Raw genomic sequence first — 23,096 nt, forward strand, 5'->3', positions numbered from 1 at the left:
AGGTCGAAGCCGTTACGGCTTCAGGTCGAGGCCGACGCCCTTGTTCACGAAGTCGAGCGTGTAGGACTTCTTGATGTCGATGTCTGCCGGCATCACCTTAGCCTTGACCATCTTGTCGTAGAAGCTCTGGATACGCTCGTCGGTCATCGCGCCGATGCCCAGCTTTTCGGCATCACCGGAATCGACGATGCCGAACTTCTTCATTTGCGCGATGGAGAAGGCGATCTGATCGTCCGTGATATCAGGATTGTCCTTCTTGATCGCCTCGTTGGCAGCCTTGTTGTCGCCGTAGAGGTAGTTGTACCAGCCCCTGGCCGAGCCATCGACGAAGCACTGCACGACCTCCGGACGCTTGTCGATCGTATCCTGCATGGCTTCGATCGTGGTCGAATAGGTGTCGTAACCATAGTCGGCGAGCAGGAACTGGTTCGGAACGAAGCCGCCTTCCTTCTCGATGGCGAACGGCTCGGAGGTCACGTAGCCCTGCTGGATGGACTTCTTGTTGGCGATGAAGGGCGCGGGATTGAAGGTGTAGGGCACGCGCTTCGACAGGTCGAAGCCATACTCTTCTGCCATCCACAGCAGGAAGCTCTGCGCGCCCTCGTCACCGATGATGTACTGGTCTGCCTTGGGCAACTCTTCCCACGTGTCCAGCCCCTCGCCGGGATGCGACATGACCACCTGCGGCTCCTTCTGGAAGGAGGCGGCGACGACGCGCAAGGGAATGTTCTGGGCGACGGCGTCAAATGCCTGCTGCATGTTGCCGCCCATGTAGAAATCGATCTTGCCCGCGAGAAGCAGTGGGCGCCCGGCGACCTGCGGACCACCCTGCTGGATCGTCACTTCGAGGCCGCAGGCGGCATAGGTGCCGTCGACTACGGCCTGATAATAACCGCCGTGCTCGGCCTGCGCCAACCAGTTGGTGCCAAAGGTCACCGGAACCGCGAAAGCGCCGGTGGCGCTGGTTGCGGCAAAGGCAAACGCAGCCGTGGAGATCGTGAGAAGCCTGTTCATGAACGTCACCCTCAGTTGTCATCGCGCGACGGCGCGGCACTTTGATATTCCAAGCAAGAGGCGTGCCAGCAGTCGTTCCCTTTCCTGTCGTGCGGCAGGGGCGACCCTTGGCAAGTCCGGGAAGCATCGTGCCCATTTTTCAGGCTCAAGTCCATGTGGATGGCATTAGATACTGACTGTTGATGCAGTGCCTTCGGAAGCCCTACTGTCAGCGAAACGGAGATAACGAATGTCAAAGGCTCTGACGCCAAAATCGATAAGGCCGCCATTCGCCAAATACAGCCACGGCGTGGAAGTGCCCGCCGGCAAAAGGCTTGTCCTGTGCTCCGGGCAGTTGGGCATCGGGCCGGATGACACGATTCCGGAGGAAGTCGGCGCTCAGGCCGAACTGTGCTTCGCCAACATTGCCGCGATCCTCTCGGAGGCAGGCATGGCGCTTAAGGACGTCGTGCGGATCAACGCCTACGTCACCGATCGCGCTTACATGAAACCCTACATGGAGGTGCGCGACCGGCTTGTCGCCGACCCGCCGCCTGCCTCGACTCTGATGATCGTCTCCGGGTTCACCCGCCCGGAATTTAAGGTCGAGATCGAGGTCATCGCGGCGGGTTGAACCGCCAGTTGCGGTCAGCCGTCCCCCGAACTACAACCCCGGCAATCAAAGGACGAGGTTCCCGTGGCTCCGAGAAAAGTCTGGTGGGGAGATTTTCCGACGACCGCCTACGCGGCGATCGACCCGGAAAAAACCATCGCCGTGTTGCCGGTGGCGGCCATCGAGCAGCATGGCCCTCATCTGCCCGTATCAACCGACACGACCATCATGCACGGCATGCTGCACACGCTGATCGAGCGGCTGCCTGATGATCTCGACATCCGCATCCTGCCGGTCCAGTCGGTCGGCAAGTCGAACGAACATCTGCATGCGCCGGGCACCCTGACCATCCCGGCCACGACGCTCATCAAGGCATGGACGGAGCTTGGAGCCTCGGTCGCGCGGGCCGGCGTGAAGAAATTCGTCTTCATCAATTCCCATGGCGGCAACGAGGAAATCATGGGAATCGTGGCGCGCGAGTTGCGCGTCCAGTTCGGCATGCTGGCGGTGAAGTCGAGCTGGTCGCGCTTCGGCCGGCCTGAAGGTCTCTACAGCGATATCGAGGATCGTTATGGCATCCATGGCGGCGACTTCGAGACGTCGGTCATGCTGCATTTCCGCCCCGACCTTGTGGACATGACGAAAGCCGAGAACTTTGTCTCCAGCGTACAGCGGGCCGAACAGGAGTTCGACCTGCTGAAGCCGACCGGCACCCACGCTTTCGCCTGGACGGCCTCCGACCTCAATCCGCATGGCGTGGTCGGCGAGGCGGCCAAGGCCACGGCCGAAAAGGGCCGGCTGACAGCCGGGCATCAGGCCGACGGGTTCATCAAGCTGCTCAGGGATGTGCGGACGGCCAGGCTTTCCGACTGGGTGAAGTAGCTATCGGCCGAGTTCCAGCGCGAAAGGCACGCCCTCGAAGGCGTCGGCGCCACGACCGATCGACTGGATTGCGGATACCATGCGGCCTTGCCTGCCCAGCATGTCGTCGGCCAGCGCAATCAGGCGCGGGTTCGGTGTGGCGCTCGGTGAGGCCAGCCTGAGATCCCAGGCGAGTTCCCCTTCGTCGCGAGACGGCTCCAATGCGGCTGCGATGATATAGGCCGAAGCAGTCGAGCGGCTGATGCCGGCATAGCAATTGATGACCAGCGGCTTCGACCGGTTCCAGGCTTCGGCGAAGTCGAGCAGCGTCCGCATATGCGCCTCGCCTGGCAGCGTCATCCCCTCCTGCGCTTCCGCGATGTCGTGCAGCGAAAGATAGAGATGGTTCGCCTCGGCGATCGTGGACGGCCGTGTCATCGCCGTGCCGGGCGCGAGCAGCGAAAGCAGGCGCTCGGCTTTGGTCGATGCGACGGTGGCGTCGACCTTCGAGAGGGGGCAGACCCAGATCATCGCGATGCAGCAGCGCGCATGCTGCCTCCCCTGTTAGCGCTCCACACGGCAAGCGCCGTTTGCAGCCGGCTCCATTCGCTTTCGGTGAGGGGAAGTCCGAAACGAAGCTGGTGCGGGCGGTCGGCGAAGTTGCGCACGAGAATGCCGGCATTGCCGAGCGTATCGAACAAGTCCGGCGCGTCGGACGATGTCAGATGACGAAAGAGGCTCGTGCCGCCATCCGCGACGACGCCATGCCCGGCAAGCATTGCATCGAGCCGCGCGGCCTCCGCTGCAAGGCGGTCGCGCATGGATTCCTGCCAGCCTGTGTCGACCAATGCCCGGATACCGTATTCCAGCGCTGGACCGGAAACCGACCACGGCCCGAACCCCGCATCCAGCCGCTCCACGATGTCAGGTGAAGCGATTGCGAAGCCAAGGCGAACGCCCGCCAGGCCGAAGAATTTGCCGAACGAGCGCAGGACGACGATGCCGCACTGCTCCGCGTCGCCACAAAGCGATTCCCGACGCGGGCCGACATCCATGAAGGCTTCATCTACGATCAGCAATCCGCCGCGTCGGCGCAACGTTTCGGCAAGCGCGAGAAGGTCGCTGCGCGGGACAATACGTCCGTCCGGGTTGTTGGGATTGACGACGACGGCGAGATCGGCGTCGGCGAGCATCGCGAAATCGGGGACTTCGACTGCGGAATGACCGGCAAGCGACGCGACGCGGACATGCTCCGCATAGGTCGGGCCAAGGACAACCGCGCGACCGGGTTTGACCAGCGAGAAAACCTGCGGCAGCAGGATCTGCGTACCCGGAGCGAGCGCGACGTGACGTGGCGACGGCGCGCCATAGGCATTCGCCGCGACAGCAGCGAGGTCGCGCGCCTGCGCCGGCTCGGGTAGGCGCGTCAGCGCGGTGGCGGGCAGGTCGAAAAGCGGGTAGGAGTGCGGATTGATCCCGGTGGAGAGGTCGACCCAAGGCTCCGGCGCATGCGGAAACAGCGACCGCGCGCGGCCGAGGCTGCCGCCGTGATCGGCTACCGCTTCTATCGCCTTCGCCGGAATGTTCATGTCCGTCCTGATCGCCTTCTTGTCACTCGCTCTCGAAACCCGGCTCGGCTATCCGGACCGGCTGTTCCGGGCAATCGGCCATCCGGTCACCTGGATCGGCCGCCTGATATCCTGTCTCGACAGCACGCTCAACCGCGCGACAGACAGCGACCGGACGCGTCGCCTTTGCGGCGTGGCGGCTCTGGCTGTCATCGTCGGCGTGCCTGCTGCGATCGCCTATGCGGTGCAAACCTTCCTGCTGCTTCATCCGCTAGGATTCTTCGTGGCGATTGCGCTCGGCACGACGCTGCTGGCGCAAAAGAGCCTGTCGAAGCATGTCGAGGCGGTGGCCAAGGCGCTCGACGCGGGTGGACTGGCGGCCGGTCGCGAGGCGGTTTCGAAGATCGTCGGACGCGACCCCGAAACGCTGGACCGGGCAGCGGTCGGGCGGGCCGCGATCGAAAGCCTGGCCGAAAATTTCTCGGATGGCGTGGTCGCTCCCGCCTTCTGGATGGCGATTGGCGGGCTGGCGGCTGGCTCTGCTTACAAGGCTGCGAACACGGCCGATTCCATGATAGGCCACCGGACGCCGAGGCATGAGGCGTTCGGCTGGGCGGCCGCGCGCTTCGACGACCTGATCAACCTGCCGGCCTCGCGGCTGACAGCCTTGCTGATCGTCATCGCGGCGGCACTCCTCCCCCGCATGGATGCGAAAACCGCTTGGCGTGCAGTTTGGCGCGACGCCAAAAAACACCGTTCGCCCAATGCCGGTTGGCCGGAAGCGGCGATGGCCGGCGCGCTCGGCATCGCGCTGGCAGGACCGAGAAGTTATGGCGGCGTCATGGGCGACTTCGCTTATATGGGCGAAGGCGGGCGGCGAGCCGTGACCGCAGCCGATATCAGGCGGGCGCTGCGGCTGTTCTGGGTGGCCGATACGTTATTGATTTCGACCCTTGGTCTCGTGGGAGCAGTAGTGGTGCTATGATCGGTAAAACTAAAAATTCAAAGCAATATTCCTAATATTCGAATCTTAATCCGACCCGATTTACTCAGATTTAATCGTCTCTGAGCTAAGAACGGGTCAATGAACCCTCATGTTTCTATTGTATGGATGGAGGTGATATTCCCGTGGGTCATAACTTTGATCATAGGAATTCAACTCTGGCGACAAACGAATTCGCAGCGCCGGACCGCTAAGATCGGGATCCTGGCGATCCTTCTAGCATTGGGAACCGCATCTTCCGGAAATCTCTTCTATCAGCGTGTCGTAAATGTGAGAGCTTGGCCCACGAGCAGCATATTCGACCAGGTTCTGGTGACCCCAGACGGCAATTTGTTCGTGAAAATGAAGGACCCTATTCTGGCCCGAGCGACTCGAGTTCAGCTCTATAGTTGCCGAGGAGAGTTCAAGGCTGCCTTTCAACCGGATAGTGCGGGCGGCCTGTTTAAAATCGCCCTTAATCCGGACGATACGTTAAGTATCTACAGCGTCAGAACTGACACGATCGACATATTCAGCACTGACGGGACGTTCCTCCAAAGGCGTGAGATGGACAGTCGAGAGATGCCATTTGAATTCCTCAAGCCCGGACCCTCGGTTACAAGCCTGAATGGCTGCGAGTTTGCGGTCGATCGCGTCTCTGGCCAGCCAATCGTCAAAGACAGCACCGGTGTTTGGCCGTTAGAACGCGGTGATTGGATACTCGAAGACATACTAAATCGCCGAAACATCATATGCGCCGCTTTGTTCGGCGTTCTGATGCTCTTCCTCTCCTATGCCAGAATGCGAAATCGCAAAGACTAAGGTGCGCCTCAACGCCGGTAGTAGGCAAAAGCAACGCAACAACGCCTCCTCAGAACTCGATCCCCTCCTGGGCCTTCACGCCGGCGGAGAAGTGATGCTTCACCGCCCCCATCTCGGTGACGAGGTCGGCGGCCTCGACCAGAGCCGGCTTGGCGTTGCGGCCGGTGACCACGACGTGCAGGTCCGGACGACGGGCTTTCAGGCTCGCCACGACGGCTTCGACGTCGAGATAGTCGTAGCGCAGCGCGATGTTCAGTTCGTCCAGCACGACGAGGCTGATCGACGGATCGGCCAGCAGTTCGAGCGCCTTCGCCCATGCCGCCTGCGCAGCCGCGATGTCGCGCTGAAGGTCCTGCGTCTCCCAGGTGAACCCCTCGCCCATCGTGTGCCAGACGACCTGATCGCCGAAGGTTGCGAAGGCGTCCTTTTCGCCTGAATGCCAGGCACCTTTTACAAACTGCACGACTCCGACGCGGCGACCATAGCCAAGCATGCGCAAGGCGAGACCGAAAGCGGCCGTGGTCTTGCCCTTGCCGGGGCCGGTGTTGACGATGAGCAGGCCCTTTTCCGTAATCGTCTTGCCGGCGACTTCTGCGTCCTGCACGGCCTTGCGCTTCGCCATCTTGGCGCGATGGCGCTCGGCTTCCTTCTCGTCGATCGCAGTCATCATTTCACCTGCATAGGTAGGCCGGCGACAAAAAAAAGCACGCGGTCGGCAACGGCAGCAATTTTCTGGTTCAGCCGTCCCTGCGCGTCGCGGAACCGGCGTCCGAGAGGATTGTCGGGCACGATACCCAGGCCCACCTCGTTCGAGACGACGAACCACGGGCCTCGCGGTGCGGCAAGCACCTCGGCCAGTTCATCGGAACGGGCCTGCACATCGCTTTCCATCAGCATATGGTTGGAGAGCCAGAGCGTCAGGCAATCGACAAGAACCGGCCGGCCGGCCGGAACCGCGCGAAGCGCGTCGACAAGTCCGAACGGCGCATCAACAGTCGACCAGCCCTCGCCTCTCCGCGAACGGTGGAGCGTGATGCGCTCCGCCATCTCGTCGTCATAGGCCTGCGCGGTGGCAATGTAGGTCCATGGAGCCGGCAGCTCCGTGGCGAGTTTCTCGGCGTGCGTGCTCTTGCCGGAACGCGCGCCGCCGAGAAGGAAGGTCAGGCTTCGACCGGAAGCGTTAGTCCCGGACGCCTCAGGCAACGCTCGCGCCGAGGGTTGCCTGCTGGCCGAAGAAGCGTTGGCGCACCAGGCCGATGACGCCGCCGAGCGCCACCCAGAAGATGAGGTTGGTAACCGTCACTGCGACAACGAACTGATGATGCAGGTCGGCGGGGACAGGCGACTCGTGGCTCTCTGGCTGCGGCGCACCAATGATGTGCGGAAGCACGATCAAGGCCACGCCGAGCATCGACAATGGAATGGTGCCACGGAAGGCGATGAGCGCAAGACCGGCAGCCGTTGCCGCCACCGTGCCGATCCACCAGACCTGGCGCGCGAAGAGATCGGCGGCCGGCATGGCCGGCAGTTCCGGCGGCAGCCCGAGGCCAGGCGCCAGCGTGAACACGGCAAAGCCGGCAAATCCCCACACCGTGCCCTGACGCCAGTTCCGGATGCCGCCGGCAAATTCGGACGCGGCGACCAGAAGCAGCGCGAAACCGAAGCCGCTGATGATGTTGGCGCCTGTCGTATAGGCGAAACGCTCGAAGCCATCTTCGGGGCCCCAGGCTTCTTCGCTATGATGTTCGGCGGTTGCGGGCCCAGTTGTGTCGACCGCCGCCGCTTCCGCGGGTGCGCCATGGTCGTGGCCGCCGCCGGCATTTTCAAAGGTTTCCGCCTTGAGGATCAGGGGAACTGTGGAGAAGGTCTGGAGGGCAGCAAGCAGGATACCGGCAAGCAAGCCGGCAGCCGCCGCGGTGAACACGGCGCTACGAAAGATGCTCATGTTTCTACTCCCTTAGTGGCAGGGAAAAGCCAGCGAATGCCGGTAATCGTGTCCGGCATTGTGCACCACTTCCATGTGCGAGAAGCCCAGGAAGCCAACGATGAAGATGCCAAGCAGGGCAGCGAGGCCAAGCTGCGCGGCGCGCGAACCGGAGGAAGCAGCGCCGATCGAGGAAGTAGCAGTGTTCATTCCCTAGTCCTTTCACCCTCCACCCGAGGGCATCGAGAAGTTTTCGTCGCCGGCAGGTCTCCTGGCTCGCGGATCTTGCGCCCTCTCCACCTTCCCGGACTTGCGCCCAGTGGCTTTCGGAAAAGGCTACCGCTTACAGTTGCGGGGGCAGCCGCGGCTTTGGGTCGAAACCCTCACCGCATTCCCTCTCGGTCCTTCCGGAACCGTCGACCTGCAAACTATAATCGAGAACACCGGGCGCGGCAAACTGATTAACCGACGGTCCCAGGCGCGAATTGACAAATATCCCGCACCGGTATCCGCTGGCTGAAAGGAGCCAGCCATGCAGCCAAGCCCGGCCAAGGAAGACCTCTATCACGGCCTGCGCCAGCTCGAAGGGACGCTGCCTGCCGGCGCCTATTTCGACGCCGCAGAATACCAGCGCGACCTCGAGGCGATCTGGTATCGGCGTTGGGTGATGGTCTGCCGTGCGGCCGACATTGCCGAGCCCTTGGCCTTTCGCGTTTTCACCATCGGCACGCAGGACGTGTTGGTGGTGCGCGACGAAACCGCGACCTTGCGCGCCTTCCACAACACATGCCGGCACCGTGGCTCCCAGCTCTGCACGGCGGAGAGCGGCAGGCTGAAGGCGCGCCTGCTGACCTGCCCCTATCACGCATGGTCCTATTCGCTGCGTGGTGACCTGGTGCGCGTGCGGTCAAAATCGCTGCCCGAGGGATTCCTGAAGTCAGACTACCCGCTCTATTCGGTCAAGCTCGCAGAGTGGCGCGGCTTCGTCTTCGTCAATCTCGACGAGAACGCCGCGGAGAGCGTCGAGCAAAGCTTCGACGAGGCGTCGGTCAGCCTCGCCAACTGGCCGCTGGAGGACCTCGTCAGCGGACACGTGTTCACCAAGGTGATGAACTGCAACTGGAAGATCTTCTGGGAAAACTTCAACGAGTGCCTGCACTGCCCCGGCGTGCACAAGCACCTGTCGCACCTCGTGCCGATCTACGGGCGCGGGCTGATGGCGCGCCACGACGATCCGGACTGGGCCAAGCACGCTGACAATGATTCGCCCGAGTTTTCCGGCGGTTTGCGCAAAGGCGCGGAGACCTGGTCGGGAGACGGACGTTCCTACGGGCCGCAGTTTCAGGGCCTGACGGAGGCTGAGCGCGCCGCCCGCCAGAGCTACGCGATGAGCCTGCCGTCGATGTTCGTCGTCGGGCATGTCGACTATGTGCGCACGGTGACGCTGACGCCGCTCGGGCCGGAACGGACGAAGCTGACGGCGGAATGGCTGTTCCCGCCGCAGGAGATGCCGCCAAAGGGCCTCGACAACATCGTCGGCTTCGGCATGCAGGTGCTGGAGGAGGACGCGGCAGTCTGCGAACTCAACCAGCGCGGCCTGCATGCGCGCCGCCACAAGGCCGGCGTGCTGATGCCCGAGGAATACGAGCTGGCGCGCTTCCACGGCTGGGTGCGCGGCCAGCACAAGGCGCTCGCGGACACAGAAACCTAGCTTTCCACCGGAAGCGACAACCAGCACTTTGCCGTCCGTTGACGCGACGTGCTAACGCTTGGCGCAGCATGGACGCTACCGTGACCAACGAACAGCAAAGCGCCCCGCCCCAAAGGAAGGGGCGCATAGAGGCTATCGATATCGCGCGCGGCCTCGCGCTGGTCGCCATGGCGATCTACCACTTCACCTGGGACCTCGGGTTCTTTGGCTATGTGCCACCGGACATGGCGACCACGGGCGGCTGGAAGCTGTTCGCGCGCTGCATCGCCGGGAGCTTCCTGTTCCTGGTCGGCGTCAGCCTCGTGCTTGCGCATGGCAAGCAGATTCGCTGGAACTCATTCTGGCGGCGCTGGGCAATGGTAGCGGCGGCTGCACTTGCGATAACCGCCGCGACCTATGTCGCCATGCCGAACGGCTTCATCTTTTTCGGTATCCTGCACCAGATCGCGCTGGCCAGCATTCTCGGGCTCGCCTTCCTGCCGCTGCCGGCCGTCGTCACGATTTCGATCGCGGCGATCGTGCTGGCCGCGCCCCACTATCTGCGTTCCGAATTCTTCGACGCGCCTTGGTGGTGGTGGACGGGACTGTCGGTGAACTACTCGCGCTCGAACGACTTCGTGCCGGTATTTCCGTGGTTCGGCATGGTGCTGATCGGCATCGCGGCCGGAAAGATCGCTGCGCAGACGGGTCTCTTCACCATGCTCGCGCCATGGCGCGCACCGCGGTGGCTGTGGCCGCTGGATTTCGCCGGCCGCCACAGCCTTGCCTTCTACCTGATCCACCAGCCGATCCTGATCGCCTGCGCCTGGCTGTTCGCGCAGGTCTTCCCGCCGAGCGAGGAGAGCCGCGAGGTGAACTTCCTGCAGGCGTGCGAGCGGACCTGCGTCGAACAGCGCGACACGGAGTTCTGCCCGCGTTATTGTGCCTGCGTGCTCGATACGCTGGAGCGCGCCGGCGCGATGCAGAGCTTCTACGCCGGCGAACAGAGCGACGAACTGCGCGCCACTGCGGAGGAGGCAGCGCGCCAGTGCACGATCGAAACGGACAACGCCATGCCGGAGGGAGGAGCACCATGAGCGACGCCAAGGGAAAGCATGCGAAGCAGCATGCGCACACACCCGCACCGACTATGGCAGCGCCAGCCGCCAAAGGCGTCATACCATGGCCGCCGGTGATTTATGTCCTGGGCATAGTGGCGAGCCTCATCCTGCACGCCATCTACCCCCTGCCCTGGTTCGGTTCGCCCATGTCGGACATCCTGGTCGCGGTCGGCTGGCTGGCGTTGCTTGCAATGGTCTCGCTGTTCCTGACAGCGTTCCGCGCGATGGCAAATGCGAAGACGCCGATCAACCCGAACAAGCGGCCGGAACATCTGCTCACCACAGGCCCGTTCGCCGTCACGCGCAACCCAATCTATCTCGCTGACACGCTTCTCCTGATCGGAGTCGGGCTGATCACGGGTATCACCTGGTTCTTGCCGGCAGCGATCGTCGCTGCATTCGCTACGCAGAAAGTGGCCATCCAGAAGGAAGAGCGCTGGCTGGCCGACAAATTCGGCAAGCACTATCGCGACTACACCAAGCGGGTCAGGCGCTGGATCTGAGCCGGCCGAAAGTCAGGTGTTGACGCCAAGCTCGGCGAGACGCTCGACGCAGGCCTCCTCCGCGTTGTCCAGCTCGACGATCGTTTCCTCAAGGTCGCGACGCTTCTGGCGAAGGTCCTCGCGCTTTTCCTCGATGCGCTTGATCATCAGCTTGAGCTGACCCACCTCGCCGGGCGGCTCGCGATACATTTGGATGATCTCGCGGATCTCGTTGATCGAGAAGCCGAGCCGCTTGCCGCGCAGGATCTGGCGGATCAGGTGCCGGTCGGACGGTCTGAACAGGCGCGTCCGGCCTCGCCGCACCGGCTGGATAAGCCCCTCGTCCTCGTAAAAACGCAACGTGCGCGTCGAGATATCGAATTCGCGGGTCAGTTCGGTGATCGTGTAATATTCCCGCATGGGTTCTCCCGGCGACCGAATCCGCCGCGAACGACTCTGACGGCATTTACGTAAAAGTCAATTTCAGGCCGAGCACCCAGCGACAGACCGCACCTCAGCGGCAGGGTCAGGCGAGGTACGCCCTCCCGAACGGGAAGGCAGTTTCCCGCGCGATATCACGTCGTGCTCCGGCGGTTCGCAAATAATCCTGCAACATTCCTTCCCTAACGGAAGCGACGCGTTCAACGGTAAGGGGCCGACATGAACCTGTCTCCATATCGCATCTGCCTTGCCGCGATCACGAAACCTTTCCTCGGTTCGCTTATGATATGCCTTTTGCTCGGCATGGCGCCCAGCCCCGCCAGCGCAAGAGGATGTTTCGGCACCGCGCTGGTCTTCGCGATCGACGCGTCCGGCAGCGTTGATGACAGGGAATATGTCCTGCAAATGGGCGGCCTGTCGCAGGCGCTAAGAGACCCCAAAATTGAAGAGGCCGTGCGGCGCGCGGGAGGCATCGCGCTCGCCGCGGTTGTGTGGTCCGATACGGCGATGGCAGCGACCACGGTGGGCTGGCAGTCGGTGCGCAACGCACAGGACATCGAAGGCTTCGCCAGCACGATCGAAAGCCTGCCGAGGGTTGGCGGCGGCGGCACCGACATGGGTCAGGGCGTCTGGCAGGCGCTCGATCTGCTCGACGATCCCACGCTCTGCGCCATGCAGCGCGTGATCGACGTGTCGGGCGACGGCAAGGAAACGCTCTATCCGCGCAGGCGGCATGGTGTCTCCATCTTCTCGGCTCAAAAGAGGGCTGAGGAATACGGCGTCATCATCAACGGCCTCGCCATACTCGATGAGGAAGAGGACCTCGAGGAGTACTATCGAGGCAAGGTGATTTCAGGGGCGACCGCCTTCGTGATCGTGGCCAACAGCTTCGATGATTTCGCCACGGCGATGCACTCCAAGCTTCTGCGGGAGATCACGCCGCTGAATCAGGCGCAGTTGCACGAGATGCGGCCGGCGGGCGAAAGCACGAACTAGGCCATATCAAGATCTAGAAGGACGCATAGGCTTTAACCTGATCCGGCGAAGGTTGGATGACGTCGCGCATCGTCGCCGGTATTGCCGCGCCGACCTCCTGGGGGACTATGTCGTCGCCGAAGCGGCGGCGCATGTGGCCGGCAAGGCCCACGATCAGGTTTTCCTGCGCCTCCTGATGCCGATAGACGCGCGCGCAGATGTAGTAGCTCCACAGCACCGTTGCACGGGCGTATTTTCGCGGGCTGAGCGCAAGATGGATGCGCACCGGAAGCGACGGCGTGGCCTCGCCGGGGTTGGCATAGAGAAGGCGGTAGGGACCCTTGGCTATCGGGCTTCGGGTCAGCGTTTCGAGTTCGCGATCCTTTTCCTCGAAATTGCCCGCAGCCAGCAGTATCTGGCAGATGCAGGACGTGACGTAGCGCTCGAAAATCGAGCCTGGCTTGCACAGCGGCCGGGCGCGGTAGAGCAGGTCGAGCCCGCCGTCGAAATCGCCAGCAAAGCCGCGCAGACGGCCGAGTGTGGAAAGCCCGTCCGCCAGCGCGGTCGACCGGGCGAACGCCTCCTCGGCGATTTCCAGCGCCAGCAACTGATACGCCGGCCCCATGAAGCTGAGCACGAGCGCAGCCGACAGCGCGTTCTGTGGATCGTCAAGCAGTTCGGGCAGGATGTCCACGATGAGGCTTTCCAGCTCGGCCTGATCCCGTTCGCGAGGGTCTTCGTTGGCAAGGAACCGCCAACCGTCGATGATGTAGCGGGTGTAGATGTTCATGCCGAGCATCAGGCGCGTGGTGGCGGTCGCCTTGCCATCGTGAAGCAGCCGGCGCAACTGCGCCTCGTTCTTGCGCCAGATAGCCGCTGACGGGAAGGCTTCGCCCTTGAGCTTCGCAACCTCGTCTGGCAGTCCCGCAGGCACGTCCTCTCCGAACAGGGCACCGGCCTCGAACATCCTGACCGCCAGCGGAGCCGCGTCGGTGGCGCCCGCACCCGTCCGGTCCACCTGAAACTGCCAGAGCGCGGCTAGATGGCTCCCGGCCAGCAGGTCGACATCGAGTCCATGACAGTCATCACGCCGCGCGACAATGACCTTGGCGCTCTCCCTGCTGTGCAACGAGGAGATACATTCGGTCCTGCCGCCGGAGACGACGAAGGTAAGACTGACCCGAAATGGCGAACTGTCGCCGGCATCGTCGGATCGGACGGCGACTACCCTCTCGGCCGGCAACTGCTTCCTGAGGGCAAGGGCCAGATCTTCGGCGAAGCCGACCGCCTCAGTGCCCCCGCTCCCTTGCCCAATCGCAAGAACGGGCCCAACGACCACGAAGCATTCCGCCAGCGGACCAGTCCGAGCGGAACGTGGGCCGACCCAGACATAGCCCTCGCCATACCGGGTAGCGATGAATTTCGGGTTCCTGGCGGAGCAGCCGAGCTTGCCTCTCAGCCGCGTGATGAAGAAGTCGACATTGCGATCCGACGTGTCCGACCCAACCTCCGAAACGGCGTCGAGGAGCTGTTCGCGGCTGCGCAGCATACCGGCATGTGCGATCAGGTTCGCGAGCAACAGACGTTCCGCACGCGTGAATTTTATCACCATGCCGTCGCCGCGTTGGGCATACGAAAAGTCGGGTGCGAACTTCAGTTCACGGTCAGGAATCCCTACCATCTGGTTGTCGCCCGCCTTCTCGCCCCGATCGGTTTTTATAGCAAAGGTACGGAATCGAGAAGGGGAATGCAGCGACGTCCTGCTGCCCGCCGAAGTTCGGACGGGTCCAACGCGCGACAAAAGCCGCCCTCTACATCACCCCGAACCACCAGGCGGCGAGGCCGAGGAAGGCGAAGAAGCCAACCACATCGGTAACCGAGGTCACGAAAACGGCGGAGGCCACCGCAGGGTCGGCGCCGAAGCGATTGAGCATGATCGGGATCAGGATTCCCGCGACCGCCGCCGCGAACATGTTTACCACCATCGCGACCGCGATGATGCTGCCGATCTCGACGCTCTGGAACCAGAGGCCGGCGACTGCCCCGATCAACGTGGCAAAGACGATGCCATTGATCATACCCACGCCCATCTCGCGCCGGATGACGCGGCCGGCATTGTAGATGTCGATGTCCTTGGTCGCGAGGCCGCGCACGGTGACCGTCATGGTCTGCGACCCGGCGTTACCGCCCATGCCGGCCACGATGGGCATCAGGATTGCCAGCGCCACGACATGCTCGATGGTGCCATCGAACAGGCTGATGACGGAAGCGGCTACGAAGGCGGTGATGAGGTTGACTGCAAGCCAGGGCACGCGCGAGCGGGAGGTGGCGAGCACCGTGTCGGAGAGCTCTTCGTCGCCGACACCGCCCATGCGCATCAGGTCTTCCTCGGCCTCCTGCTGGATAACGTCGACCACATCGTCGATGGTCAGCACGCCGACCAGCCGCTCGTTCTCGTCGACGACGGCGGCCGACAGCAGGTCGTACTGCTCGAATTCGCGTGCCGCCTCCTCCTGGTCCATCGTGGCCGGGATCGCATAGCGCGTCTCGTGCATGATCTCCTCGATCTTCACCGCGCGCTTGGCACGCAGGATCTGGTCGAGGTCGATCGCGCCCAGAAGCTTGAAGGTCGGGTCGATAACGAAGATCTGGCTGAAGCGGTCAGGCAGGTCCTGATCCTCGCGCATGTAGTCGATCGTCTGGCCGACCGTCCAGAATGGCGGCACGGCGACGAACTCGGTCTGCATGCGCCGCCCGGCCGTCTCTTCTGGGTAATCGAGCGCGCGGCGAAGGCGGACGCGTTCGGTGAACGGCAGTTTGGCGAGAATCTCGTCCTGGTCTTCCTGGTCGAGGTCCTCGAGAATATAGACCGCGTCGTCGGAATCGAGCTCCTGGACCGCCTCGGCGATCTGCTCGTTCGGCATGTTGTCGACGATGTCGAGGCGTATGGCCTCGTCGACCTCCGTCAGTGCCGAGAAATCGAAATCCTTGCCCAGCAGTTCGACAAGCGCCAACCGCTGCTCCGGCAGAAGCGCTTCCAGCAAATCGCCGAGTTCGGATTGGTGGAGGTCGCCCACATCGCGCTTCAGCGTGATCGTATCGCGATCCGCGATTGCCGCGCCTATATGGGCAAGGAAGGACGAGCGGATGCTTCCGCCATCCCCGTAGATATCAGGCTCCGCGCCGGACGGGTTGGCCTCGGGCGGCGTTTCGTGCTGGTTTTCCAACGGCGCCTCCGGCTTGTAAATGGTCTGTGACCGGGTGGACGATGCGGTTCAGGTCTAGCGCGCAACGCCTAAGAACATCAAACGAAATGCGCCTCGAAACGGCGCGTTCCCGCCTTTCCCCGCGGCAAGCGGCCGCGTGACGAATAACGCCGCCTTTGCCCTTGTTTCGGGCTAGGCGATTTGCTACACGCCGCGGGCCGGCCAGTTCCGGCTCCTACCACGTGCGGTCGTGGCGGAATTGGTAGACGCGCAGCGTTGAGGTCGCTGTGGGGCAACCCGTGGAGGTTCGAGTCCTCTCGACCGCACCAATAGACTTTCTTCACCTGTGTAAGCCGTTGAAGAATTTGCGCTCTTAACAGGTACGGGCACAGGCACTCGCGACCTACCTCACATAATCAGATATCTTCGATGGCCCCCGCGCAGCGCTTATCAGACCTGGCGCATTGTCGTCGATTTTGAGGTCGGCAGGCTGCTCGAAAGATCAATCCTGCCCTCGGAGACAGCGATGCCGTAGAGGGCGCTGAGAAGGCTTTCGCACCGACGCAATGTTCACCTCGCGTGAGAGATCGCACCAACTGGCAACCATCGTTCCGTCATGGATGACCACGACAGTCGTCGGCTTGAGCTCTTCGAATAGCGTCTCGCAGCATCGAGACTTTCGGCAGACCAACCCGCCTCACCTGGATCGATCGACTTCCTGACACGGTTCGGCGTGAGCGGATGCGGAGATCAGTATCGCGACAGCCAGAAAGAATGCGGCCCGGATCGCGACCATGCTGCTTCACCTTAAAGTGTTGCGGGAAGGAGGATGCGCAAGGCGGCCGTTTTTGGGCGCATGGCCTAGGAGAGCGGATCATGAGATGGACCACCGGGACCGTCTCCACTGTCACGTTAGACTGCTGGATCGCGAATACCGACCTAGGCGTCGTCAGCACTGTGCGACCATCAAGGGCATGGGCAACCAGTTGCTGGAACACAGACGCCAAGTTAAACTTACGGTGGTGGCCTGGGAGCCTGCTGTGATTTACTACCTTTTTTTATGGAAGGATTTTTTTCGTTTCTCGTGGCTTGAGAACGCTACCGAGGAATCGGCTCATCGCCATGAATACTGAACATGCTCTCAAGGTTTCTAGCAAAATTCAGTAAAATAAATTTTCCTTACAGTAGATTTGATTTTATTGATGAAAAGGATTTACGAAAAAGCGAGAAATTCTTAAATTTTCTGTCGTTCGGTTTTTATCTTGATGATCGTCGCTCCAAGGAAGCGATTCATTACCTTGTTTCAGCGAAGCAGAGTGCGCCCGATATTTTCAAGGCGGATTGGCTGACGGCAACTCCAACCGAGCGCTTTGAAGCCATGGATAGCACCCTGAATCAGATTATTAGGGACGAAATCACAACTATCGAACCCAACCAAAACGTCGTCATGGGACTTTCGGGAGGCTTCGATTCACGCCTGATTCTGCACTATCTGCGACGGAACGGAATACAACCCAAAACTTATACCTTCGCCCGAAAATTCGACGCAGGGGTTGCTCGCGCCCTTGCGGACCGCCTTCCAATCGAACAGTTTTCGCTACCATCTTCTACCCCGTGTTTCGATGACCTCTATAGCTTGGCCAGGCGCGAGCAGGATGTGCTCTTCCTCAGGAGGCTTACGGCGGTAGAAAAGATAGAAAAGGCATTTCCAAGCCGTGTCGAATTCCATGGTTTAGGAGGCGGCGCGGTTTCACAGGTGCGAACAAAATTGTCGGAGAACGTCGAATGGACTAAAGCCAGGAAGCGTTTTAGTAGGGCAAATGATCCCTTCGAACTGGCATCGCGGATCCGAGGGACCAAATTCCTTCCCAGAAAACCCTATGTGGCAAATCAGGAATTGTTGTTCGAGGATCAGCTTAGGTTCGCTTACCGGATGGAACTTCGTATCCGGCCTCACCGCGACAACTCGGACAATATCTATCGCTACCCACTCTTCGACTCCCGGTGGATCGGCGTTTGGCTGAATCGCTCTATAGAGGAACGCTACGATCAAGCCCTGCTCATTGCATTCATTCGTTGGCTGGACGCCCCCGAATTTTTCGATATAGCCGGTTCAACTGTGGCGACCGGTCCGGAAGCGAGGCTATTTCTTAGCAACCAGTATCCTTCAACAGAGATTGAAAATCAGGGTCGCTCCGCGAGAACCTTGGCCGACGAGGCGGCAAAACGGTTGAGAAAAAGAGGTGTTTTCTCGAATGCCTTTCTTGAATCGCAGATTGCAAGGATACCTAACTCCAAAGCGGCGCGTCAGGTCTTGATTTGCACAGAACTTGCGATAGGCGCGGATTGGTTTGCCTAGCACCCCTGCATCGAATCTGACGGACGCCGCATCAAAGTCATCCGCCGGTCAAGACGCCGCCGCCTGACGCTTGTTGAGTATCCAGACGAAAACCCCTCCCACGACATAGGCAATGACACCGTAGGCGGCGGGTGGAATGGCCATCTCGGCATTGTTCAGCATGTGTTCGCTCATCGCGAGCGCAATGACGAGCGCCGCGTTGTGGATGCCGATCGACATCGACAGGGCTACGGCCTGGCGTGGCTCGACCCCAAGGAGAAGCGGGAGAAAGTAACCAGCGAGCAGGCTGACGACTGCAAAGATCAGGGCGACGAGGCCGACTGTCGGTCCCCACACAACAAGCAGCCGCCATTGGCCGATGAGCGCGATCAATATCAGCCCGACAAGGAAGATCATCGTTATCGTCTTGACCGGGCGGTCGAGGCGCTCAGCCAGGTCGGGAAAGCTGCTGCGCACGAAAACGCCGATCGAAGCCGGCACGATCGCGATGGCGAAGATCAGCAGCACCTGAACGATATCCAGCCTGACTGTCCTGGCTTCGCCATAGAAAACGATCATGGAGAGATTGACGATGATCGGCAGGCTGACAAGGGCGATGATGGTCGTAGCGGCCGCGAGGATGAGGCTCAGCGCCACGTCGCCGCGGGCGAGGTGGGTAAAGAGCGCAGCCGATGTCCCTCCCGGACTTGCCGCCAGCAGCATCATGCCAACGCTGATCGCAGGCGGGAAACCGGCGGCGTAGACCAACGCAAAGCAAAGAAGCGGCAGCAAAACGATCTGGCAGACCAGACCAAGGACGATGGGCCATGGGCGGGACAGGTAACGGGTAAAATCCTGAATGCGCAGCGAAAGCCCAAGGCCGAGCATGACGATGACAAGCCCAGCGGGCAGGCCGATGCTGAGCGTCAGACTTTGTTGCATGGTGCGCTTCCTTCGCAGCGAGCATGACGCATCCGGGCAAAAAAGTCGTTAAGCCACAGGACTCCGCAGCATGGGACGGCAAGACATCGGCGTCTGGACGCCGCGAGGCGGCAGGGCCATATAGGGGCTTCAGCAACGGAAGCGCCATGCTCGAACGCAGCCAGATCGCCCCCGACTTCCTTCCGGCGCCCGGCTTGGCGCCTGTCGAATGGCGGATCGCGCCAGGGCTGACCGCATATGAAGATGCGCTTGCCGTCATGGAAAAGCGCGCTGAGGAGATCCGCCTTGGCATCGCACCAGAGATGGTCTGGCTGGTCGAGCATCCACCGCTCTACACGGCCGGTACGAGTGCGAAGGCCGAGGATCTGGTCGAGCCGGATCGTTTTCCGGTCTTTGCGGCGGGACGCGGCGGCGAATACACCTATCACGGGCCGGGACAGCGCGTTGCCTATGTCATGTTGGACCTCAAGCGGCGGCGAGAAGACGTACGCGCCTTCGTGGCGGCGCTCGAGGAATGGATCATCCGCACGCTCGGCCGCTTCAACGTGAAAGGCGAGCGGCGCGAGGACCGCGTCGGCGTCTGGGTGGTGCGGCCAGACAGACCCGCGATGGCGGACGGATCGCCAGCGGAAGACAAGATCGCGGCTATCGGCATTCGGTTGAGGAAGTGGGTCAGCTTCCACGGTATCTCGATCAACGTCGAGCCTGACCTCTCGCATTTTTCGGGCATCGTACCTTGTGGCGTCAGCGATCACGGCGTTACTAGCCTCGTCGACCTCGGTCTGCCCGTGACGATGGGCGACCTCGACGTCGCACTGAGGGGCGCGTTCGAGGAGGTCTTCGGGGACACGTGCTTCGCCGGAGAGCAATCCAGAAGGGCAGGCTGATGAGAACGTCCGGGACACTGATACTGACGGCGCTGGCTGCACTTCTGGCGATGCCGGCCGTCGCGCAGCAAGCGTCCGATGTCATCGCCCCTGAATCGCCTTCCGCCATCGAGCAAAAGGCGGCGGTTCGTGCAACAAAGCACATGGTGATCGCTGCCAACCCGTTGGCCGCGCAGGCGGGGCTGGACGTGCTGAGAAACGGTGGCAACGCGGCGGACGCTCTTGTCGTGGTGCAGACGGTTCTGGGGCTGGTTGAACCGCAATCGTCAGGCCTCGGCGGCGGCGCGTTCCTGACTTGGTATGATGCGGCAGGCCAGACCGTCACGACATTCGACGGACGCGAAACCGCGCCGGCGGCCGCGACGCCGGCGCTTTTCCTCGGCGCGGACGGTGAGCCGCTTGGCTTCTTCGACGCGGTGATTGGCGGGCGTTCGGTCGGTGTGCCGGGCGTGCCGAGGCTTATGGAGGCGGTGCACGCGAAATACGGCAGGACGCCGTGGAAGGACCTGCTCCAGCCGGCGATCGATATGGCGGAAGGTGGGTTCGCCGTGTCGCCTCGCCTCAACACGATGATCACGGAGGACATCGAGCGGCTCGACACGCAGCCAGCGACACGCGCCTATTTCTTCGATGCCTCAGGGGCGCCATTGGCCGCCGGAACGCTGGTGCGCAACCCGGATTATGCTCAGACGCTGCGGGCGATCGCTGACGGCGGCGCGGATGCTTTCTATACCGGCGAGATCGCCGAAAAAATCGTGGCCGCGGTCAACACGCACGCTACCAACCCAGGCTCGCTCAGCCTGAAAGACCTTGCAGACTATCAGGTGAAGGAGCGGCCAGCGGTCTGCGCGCCGTATCGCGGGCTGTCGGTCTGCGGCATGGGACCGCCCTCCTCCGGCGCGCTGAGCATCGGGCAGATTCTCGGCATGGTCGAGCCTTTCGATCTCGCCACGCTCGGTGCCGACGATCCCGAAAGCTGGCGCATCATCGGCGATGCGACGCGTCTCGCCTTCGCTGACCGCGAGCGCTACATCGCCGACAGCGATTTCGTCAGCATTCCGAAGGGGCTGCTGAACACCGGCTATCTCGCCGAGCGCTCTGCCCTGATCAGCCGGCCGACGGCGCTGACCGATGGCGACGTGAAGCCCGGCGAGCCGCCATGGGACAAGGCAGAGTTGCGCATGGACGGCGCCGCATTCGATATGCCCGCCACCACGCATTTCGTCATTGTCGACGACGAGGACAACGTCGCCTCTATGACAAGTTCGGTTGAGAACGCCTTCGGCTCGCGCCAGATCGTCGCCGGCTTCATCCTCAACAACCAGCTCACCGACTTTTCCTTCGCGCCAGAGAAGGACGGCCAGACAGTTGCCAACCGTGTCGAACCCGGCAAGAGGCCGCGCTCCTCGATGGCGCCGACGATCGTGCTGAAGGACGGCAAGCCGGTCTATGCGCTTGGCTCGCCCGGGGGATCCAGCATCATCCCCTATGTCGCGAACACGCTGATCGCGCTGATCGACTGGAAGCTCGACATGCAGGCGGCGATCTCCATGCCCCATATGCTGAACCGCTTCGGCACTTACGAGCTCGAGGCAGAAACGTCAGCGGAAGGCTTTGTCGACGATCTCGAAGCGCTCGGCTTCAAGACCAAGGCCGGCGATCTGAACTCGGGGCTGCACGGGATTGCTATCACGCCGGAAGGACTGACAGGCGGAGCGGACCCGCGCCGGGAGGGCGTCGCAGTCGGCGATTGACTCCGGCGCTCAGAAGGTGGTGCTGGCGGACACGCCTGCGATCTGACCCGCGGGTTGGCGATGCTGCCTCTCGAATTGCTGCCAGTTGGCGATGCGTGCCGACGCCCAGAGTACGCCCGAGGCATGGATTACGAACACGGCGACGAGCGCGCATGCCAGCGCGCCGCGCTCGGCGCCGCCGAGCGGCTTCAACTCGTGACGTGGCTTTATGCCCGTACCCGCCGTGATCAAGCTGAGAATGGCAAAAACCACACCAGAAATGACCAGAAGCGAATCCGGAAGGCCAGCCGACCGACCGATCCCAAGTAGGGCAAGCAGAAGCACGAAGGACGATAGCGCAAGCGAGACCGGCCCCGGGCAAATCTGGCGCAGCACCTGTCCGCCGTCGAACTTCCAGACCGGCACCAGATTGGCGATGTTGAAGAGTGCGGCAATGCCGGCAAGCATGGCGAGGATGGTGGCCGCCAGCGACCAGCCCTCGCCGAGGGCATAAATGCACGCCGCGATGGCCAGCGGAACGAGGAATGCCGAGAAGCCCGCTCCCATGAGCGCGACGAACGCGACCTCGAAGCGGCTGTCATACGGCCTGCCGCCGATGGCGATGCCACCGAGCAGCGGCAGGAAGATCATGCGCACCTTGCGGTGGCCCATCACGCGGAAGGCGGCCATGTGGCCAAGTTCGTGCAGCGCGACGACGGCGGTCAGCACACTCGCGAGCAGGAAGCCGCCGAAGGTGAGCCCGAAGACAGGCCACATGATGAGGACGGACAGCGCAGCAAACCCGATCTGGGTCGCCGGATGCTCGAACAGGCCGCCGGCATTATACTCGCCCGTCTCGGCCCATCTCTTGAGCTTGCCGAGTTCGCGACGCAGCGCGAAGTAGCGGAACACGAAAAAGGCCGCCCCCCGGTAGCGGTCGGTCCGTGAAAGCGTGACGCGGACAGAACTATCCTCGCCGGTCAGATCCACGGACTCGATATAGTCCTTCCAGAACGTCGGGTGCAGTGAACTGTCGTCGATGACACGCATCGAAAAATGCTGTCCCTGGACGACATCCTCCAACCGGACGACATGTTCGATCGGCGCGCCGTCGCGACCCTCCCATCCAAGCCGGATGCGAGCCAGACCGGGGTCATCGAGCGCCTGAACGTCAAGGCGCTGCCCGGACCAACCGGCGTTCTCGCCGAAAGGAAAGACTGCGCTCCACACACGGTCCCGGCGCGTAGAAACCAGGCGGGCTGCGCGGACGGTGCGCGTGCCGAGCGGCAGTGCGAAAAGGACGAAGATCAAGCCGAGGTTCAGCGCTACGAGCAGCAGTGCAAGCGCAGGCGACAAAGGCTTCACTCCGCCGAACCGCCCGGCCGGGGACGAGACCGGACAGGCGTACCTCATTCGATTTCCTGCGACCCTAGACCTTCCGACAAGAAGAAAGGCTTAACGCCAGGATCGATCAGAGATCGACGAGAGGATCGATCGGAAAAACGGTCGACGACCGGC

23 protein-coding genes, 1 tRNA gene and 1 riboswitch are annotated in these 23,096 nt (G+C 62.1%); of the genes, 12 read left to right on the plus strand and 12 right to left on the minus strand.

Annotation, left to right across the window (positions count from 1 at the left end):
* Positions 1-12: 12 nt before the first annotated feature.
* The gene (locus ABMA32_RS10755; protein ID WP_349013761.1) at positions 13-1,014 is read right to left on the minus strand and encodes an ABC transporter substrate-binding protein; all 1,002 of its coding nucleotides are present in this window, start codon (positions 1,012-1,014) and stop codon (positions 13-15) included.
* Between the two features lie 229 nt (positions 1,015-1,243).
* Between ABMA32_RS10755 and ABMA32_RS10760 the strand changes: the two genes are divergently transcribed.
* Both ABMA32_RS10760 and ABMA32_RS10765 read left to right on the plus strand, forming a co-directional pair.
* Complete coding sequence (locus ABMA32_RS10760; RefSeq protein WP_349013762.1) at positions 1,244-1,627, plus strand: RidA family protein; 384 nt, start codon at positions 1,244-1,246, stop codon at positions 1,625-1,627.
* A gap of 63 nt (positions 1,628-1,690) precedes the next feature.
* A complete protein-coding gene (locus ABMA32_RS10765) occupies positions 1,691-2,488 on the plus strand; it encodes a creatininase family protein (protein WP_349013763.1) in 798 nt (265 codons plus the stop codon).
* On the opposite strand, the gene ABMA32_RS10770 is transcribed toward ABMA32_RS10765, so the two are convergent.
* Both ABMA32_RS10770 and cobD read right to left on the minus strand, forming a co-directional pair.
* A complete protein-coding gene (locus tag ABMA32_RS10770; protein WP_349013764.1) occupies positions 2,489-2,998 on the minus strand; it encodes a tyrosine phosphatase family protein in 510 nt (169 codons plus the stop codon). It abuts the gene before it with no gap.
* Positions 2,995-4,056, minus strand: a complete 1,062-nt coding sequence (cobD, locus tag ABMA32_RS10775) for a threonine-phosphate decarboxylase CobD (protein WP_349013765.1) — start codon at positions 4,054-4,056, stop codon at positions 2,995-2,997. Before cobD ends, ABMA32_RS10770 begins: the two co-directional genes overlap by 4 nt.
* Here cobD and cbiB point away from each other — a divergent pair.
* Both cbiB and ABMA32_RS10785 read left to right on the plus strand, forming a co-directional pair.
* Entirely contained in the window at positions 4,055-5,020 is a 966-nt protein-coding gene (gene cbiB, locus ABMA32_RS10780) for an adenosylcobinamide-phosphate synthase CbiB (RefSeq protein ID WP_349013766.1), read from the plus strand. The two genes, cobD and cbiB, sit on opposite strands and share 2 nt — an antisense overlap.
* A 99-nt stretch (positions 5,021-5,119) precedes the next feature.
* On the plus strand, positions 5,120-5,839 hold the full coding sequence (locus ABMA32_RS10785; RefSeq protein WP_349013767.1) for an NHL repeat-containing protein: 720 nt from the start codon (positions 5,120-5,122) through the stop codon (positions 5,837-5,839).
* A gap of 49 nt (positions 5,840-5,888) precedes the next feature.
* On the opposite strand, the gene cobO is transcribed toward ABMA32_RS10785, so the two are convergent.
* From cobO to ABMA32_RS10805, 4 genes are read right to left on the minus strand one after another with little or no spacing between them, the layout of a single operon-like run.
* Positions 5,889-6,506 carry a cob(I)yrinic acid a,c-diamide adenosyltransferase gene (gene cobO / locus ABMA32_RS10790; RefSeq protein ID WP_349014716.1) on the minus strand — a complete coding sequence of 206 codons (618 nt, stop codon included), beginning with the start codon at positions 6,504-6,506 and terminating at the stop codon, positions 5,889-5,891.
* The gene (gene cobU, locus ABMA32_RS10795; RefSeq protein ID WP_349013768.1) at positions 6,506-7,042 is read right to left on the minus strand and encodes a bifunctional adenosylcobinamide kinase/adenosylcobinamide-phosphate guanylyltransferase; all 537 of its coding nucleotides are present in this window, start codon (positions 7,040-7,042) and stop codon (positions 6,506-6,508) included. The genes cobO and cobU overlap by 1 nt, the downstream gene beginning before the upstream one ends.
* Positions 7,035-7,784, minus strand: coding sequence for a CbtA family protein (locus ABMA32_RS10800; RefSeq protein ID WP_349013769.1), 750 nt, complete (start codon positions 7,782-7,784; stop codon positions 7,035-7,037). The genes cobU and ABMA32_RS10800 overlap by 8 nt, the downstream gene beginning before the upstream one ends.
* Before the next feature lie 12 nt (positions 7,785-7,796).
* Positions 7,797-7,973, minus strand: coding sequence for a CbtB domain-containing protein (locus tag ABMA32_RS10805; RefSeq protein ID WP_349013770.1), 177 nt, complete (start codon positions 7,971-7,973; stop codon positions 7,797-7,799).
* A 34-nt stretch (positions 7,974-8,007) separates the two neighbouring features.
* Positions 8,008-8,196, minus strand: a riboswitch (cobalamin riboswitch).
* Between the two features lie 99 nt (positions 8,197-8,295).
* Between ABMA32_RS10805 and ABMA32_RS10810 the strand changes: the two genes are divergently transcribed.
* The 3 genes from ABMA32_RS10810 (at position 8,296) to ABMA32_RS10820 (ending at position 11,077) form a co-directional block, all read left to right on the plus strand.
* On the plus strand, positions 8,296-9,474 hold the full coding sequence (locus tag ABMA32_RS10810) for an aromatic ring-hydroxylating oxygenase subunit alpha (RefSeq protein WP_349013771.1): 1,179 nt from the start codon (positions 8,296-8,298) through the stop codon (positions 9,472-9,474).
* Between the two features lie 80 nt (positions 9,475-9,554).
* Positions 9,555-10,550, plus strand: coding sequence for an acetyltransferase domain-containing protein (locus tag ABMA32_RS10815; RefSeq protein ID WP_349013772.1), 996 nt, complete (start codon positions 9,555-9,557; stop codon positions 10,548-10,550).
* Positions 10,551-10,603: 53 nt separating this feature from the next.
* The gene (locus tag ABMA32_RS10820; protein ID WP_349014717.1) at positions 10,604-11,077 is read left to right on the plus strand and encodes a methyltransferase family protein; all 474 of its coding nucleotides are present in this window, start codon (positions 10,604-10,606) and stop codon (positions 11,075-11,077) included.
* A 12-nt stretch (positions 11,078-11,089) separates the two neighbouring features.
* Here ABMA32_RS10820 and ABMA32_RS10825 read toward each other — a convergent pair whose 3' ends face one another.
* On the minus strand, positions 11,090-11,476 hold the full coding sequence (locus ABMA32_RS10825; protein ID WP_349013773.1) for a MerR family transcriptional regulator: 387 nt from the start codon (positions 11,474-11,476) through the stop codon (positions 11,090-11,092).
* Positions 11,477-11,716: 240 nt separating this feature from the next.
* Here ABMA32_RS10825 and ABMA32_RS10830 point away from each other — a divergent pair, with 240 nt between their 5' ends.
* Positions 11,717-12,493 (plus strand): DUF1194 domain-containing protein, encoded by a 777-nt coding sequence (locus tag ABMA32_RS10830; protein WP_349013774.1) that lies wholly within the window; start codon positions 11,717-11,719, stop codon positions 12,491-12,493.
* 13 nt (positions 12,494-12,506) lie between these two features.
* On the opposite strand, the gene ABMA32_RS10835 is transcribed toward ABMA32_RS10830, so the two are convergent.
* Both ABMA32_RS10835 and mgtE read right to left on the minus strand, forming a co-directional pair.
* Positions 12,507-14,153, minus strand: coding sequence for a helix-turn-helix domain-containing protein (locus tag ABMA32_RS10835; RefSeq protein WP_349013775.1), 1,647 nt, complete (start codon positions 14,151-14,153; stop codon positions 12,507-12,509).
* Positions 14,154-14,283: 130 nt separating this feature from the next.
* Positions 14,284-15,699, minus strand: a complete 1,416-nt coding sequence (mgtE, locus tag ABMA32_RS10840) for a magnesium transporter (RefSeq protein WP_349013776.1) — start codon at positions 15,697-15,699, stop codon at positions 14,284-14,286.
* A gap of 223 nt (positions 15,700-15,922) precedes the next feature.
* Here mgtE and ABMA32_RS10845 point away from each other — a divergent pair.
* Together ABMA32_RS10845 and ABMA32_RS10850 are read left to right on the plus strand one after the other, a co-directional pair.
* A tRNA-Leu gene (locus tag ABMA32_RS10845) sits at positions 15,923-16,007 on the plus strand.
* 806 nt (positions 16,008-16,813) lie between these two features.
* Positions 16,814-18,037, plus strand: coding sequence for a hypothetical protein (locus tag ABMA32_RS10850; RefSeq protein WP_349013777.1), 1,224 nt, complete (start codon positions 16,814-16,816; stop codon positions 18,035-18,037).
* Between the two features lie 48 nt (positions 18,038-18,085).
* On the opposite strand, the gene ABMA32_RS10855 is transcribed toward ABMA32_RS10850, so the two are convergent.
* A complete protein-coding gene (locus ABMA32_RS10855) occupies positions 18,086-18,958 on the minus strand; it encodes a bile acid:sodium symporter family protein (protein WP_349013778.1) in 873 nt (290 codons plus the stop codon).
* Positions 18,959-19,104: 146 nt separating this feature from the next.
* Between ABMA32_RS10855 and lipB the strand changes: the two genes are divergently transcribed.
* A complete protein-coding gene (gene lipB / locus ABMA32_RS10860; protein ID WP_349013779.1) occupies positions 19,105-19,845 on the plus strand; it encodes a lipoyl(octanoyl) transferase LipB in 741 nt (246 codons plus the stop codon).
* Entirely contained in the window at positions 19,845-21,599 is a 1,755-nt protein-coding gene (gene ggt / locus ABMA32_RS10865; RefSeq protein WP_349013780.1) for a gamma-glutamyltransferase, read from the plus strand. The genes lipB and ggt overlap by 1 nt, the downstream gene beginning before the upstream one ends.
* Before the next feature lie 9 nt (positions 21,600-21,608).
* Here the strand turns inward: ggt and ABMA32_RS10870 are convergent, their stop codons facing one another.
* Positions 21,609-22,991 carry a zinc metalloprotease gene (locus tag ABMA32_RS10870; RefSeq protein ID WP_349013781.1) on the minus strand — a complete coding sequence of 461 codons (1,383 nt, stop codon included), beginning with the start codon at positions 22,989-22,991 and terminating at the stop codon, positions 21,609-21,611.
* Between the last annotated feature and the right edge of the window lie 105 nt (positions 22,992-23,096).

It is taken from the genome of Mesorhizobium quangtriensis (genome assembly GCF_040081925.1).
In the GTDB taxonomy this organism is placed as follows: domain Bacteria; phylum Pseudomonadota; class Alphaproteobacteria; order Rhizobiales; family Rhizobiaceae; genus Mesorhizobium_K; species Mesorhizobium_K quangtriensis.